2 protein-coding genes are annotated in these 2,116 nt (G+C 65.5%); both read left to right on the top strand.

Annotated features, from left to right (window positions below):
- Window positions 1–600: substrate-binding domain-containing protein (locus tag ACRDUX_RS25715; protein ID WP_526417828.1), on the top strand; the 600-nt coding region annotated here is incomplete at its 5' end.
- Between the two features lie 26 nt (window positions 601–626).
- Window positions 627–2,116: sugar ABC transporter ATP-binding protein (locus ACRDUX_RS25710; RefSeq protein ID WP_526417827.1), on the top strand; the 1,490-nt coding region annotated here is incomplete at its 3' end.

The raw sequence follows: 2,116 nt of genomic DNA, 5'->3' as shown, positions 1-2,116 counted from the left end.
GCGCTGGGCGCCTACCAAATGGAATACGTGGCACAGCGTCTCGGCGGCAAGGGCGAGATCGCGGTGATCTCCGGCATTCCCGGCGCCGGGCAAACCGTGGCGGTGGAAGCCGCCTACAAGACGGTGCTGGCCAAGTACCCCGACATCGACGTGGTGGACACACAATATGCGCAATACGACCCCACCAAGGGTCGTGAGATGACCTCGGCGGTACTCACGGCGCACCCCGACTTGGATGCCGTGGTCGGCATCAGCGGCAATCTGGGTATTGGAGTGTTCCAGGCCGTACGCGACGCCGGCATGGTCGACCAGATGAAGGCCTGGGTCGGCGACGACGCCAACGGCTGGATGCTGATTCAGAAGAACAACAATCTGCCCTCGATGACGGTGCCATACCCGGTGTCGGTCGGATCAGTGGCGGTCGAGACCGCAGCCAAGATCCTGCGCGGCGAACAGGTCATGAAGACCACCGAGGTTCCCTGGGTCACCTCTCCGGAGAAGTTCTCGGCGGACATCGCTCATTACGCCAACGCGGACCGGCCAGATGAATGGTGGTACAACGACATGCCCTGCGACTTCGACCCGTTCTGCAAGCACTGAAGCGGCTGCGAACCAAGGAGATTGACGTGACCAGTGTGTCCGCAGGCGTGAGACCGAGGTCGCACGAGGGCCAGCCCCCGGCCGTGCAGATGTCGGGCATCGTCAAGCGATTCGGGCAAACCGTCGTGCTCGACGGTGTGGACCTCACCATCGGCCGCGGTGAAGTTCACGCCCTGATGGGGGAGAACGGCGCCGGTAAGAGCACGCTGCTCAAGATCCTGGTCGGAGATCTGCGCCACGATGGGGGGACTGTCTCCTACGACGGCGTCGAGCAGGAGATCCGCTCAGTGCGCGAGGCACGCGAAGCGGGCATCGCGATCGTGCACCAAGAACTCTCGGTCATCGACGCGTTGACCGTCGCCGAGAATCTGTTCTTGGGCCATGAACCACGGCGCACGGGCCGGTTGGACCGCCAGGACATGGCCGAGCAGGCCGAGACGCTACTGGCCAGGCTTGGTTTGCGGGTGCAACCCGATACGCCGTTGGCGCGCTTGGACATCGCCGAACGCCAGGCGGTCGAGATCTGCGCCGCCCTGGCTCAGGACGCGCGCGTACTCATTCTCGACGAACCGACTGCTGCGCTGACCGAGGCAGAACGGCTCCGGCTCTTCGCGGTGATCGAGCAATTGCGCCATGAGGGACTGGCGATCGTCTATGTGTCTCACCACCTCACCGAGATCGAGCGGCTCGCCGACCGGGTGACGGTGCTCCGCAACGGCCGGGCCGTTCTGAGTCGGCCGAAGTCGGAAACCAGTGAGGCCGACATCGTCTTCGCGATGCTTGGTGAGCCAGTAGAGGAACTCTTTCCGTCGCGTGCCGATGCCACTAGTCCGGGTGAAGAGATCTTGCGCCTGGACGGCGCGAGCTTTGGGCGACGGTTCAAACTCGCCGACATCAGCGTCCGGCGCGGTGAGATCGTCGGTGTCACCGGCCTTCTCGGATCGGGTTACCGCGAGCTCGGCCGGGTCGCCGCCGGCGTGCTCGAGCCCACCGCGGGGAGCATCCACCGCACGGGTCGCCTGGTGCGGTTCGCACCCGGCGACCGCAAGGGCGAGGGCCTTGCGCTCGGGCGCTCGGGTGTAGAAAACCTGACCGTGCACAACCTGCGGCAGGCATCGGTGAATCTGGGATTCCGCTTCCTCAGCCGCGGACGGGAGTGGCGCCTGGCGTCGCAGTGGGCGCGCCGCCTGGGCATCGCCGGCGACCTGACCGGTGACGTCGCGCTGCTGTCGGGCGGAAATCAACAGAAGGTCCTGCTCGGCCGGAACATGGACGGGCGAGCCGACCTGCTCGTGCTCGAGGAGCCCACCCGCGGTGTCGACGTTGGTGCACGGCAGGACCTCTATGACCTCATCCGCTGCGAAGCCGACCGCGGTGCCGGCGTCCTCGTCGTCAGCACCGATCTGCGCGAGGTCGCCGGACTGTGCGACCGCGTATACGTGCTCAACCACGGCAGCATCGCCAGATCAATCGAAGGCACCATCTCCGAGGAACAGGTGTACGAGGCGTGTCACTC

Origin of the sequence: Mycobacterium sp., assembly GCF_050701675.1 — a bacterium.
In the GTDB taxonomy this organism is placed as follows: Bacteria; Actinomycetota; Actinomycetes; order Mycobacteriales; family Mycobacteriaceae; genus Mycobacterium.
Note: the sequence above shows the minus strand (reverse complement) of the source record. Positions and strands in the feature narration are given on the sequence as shown.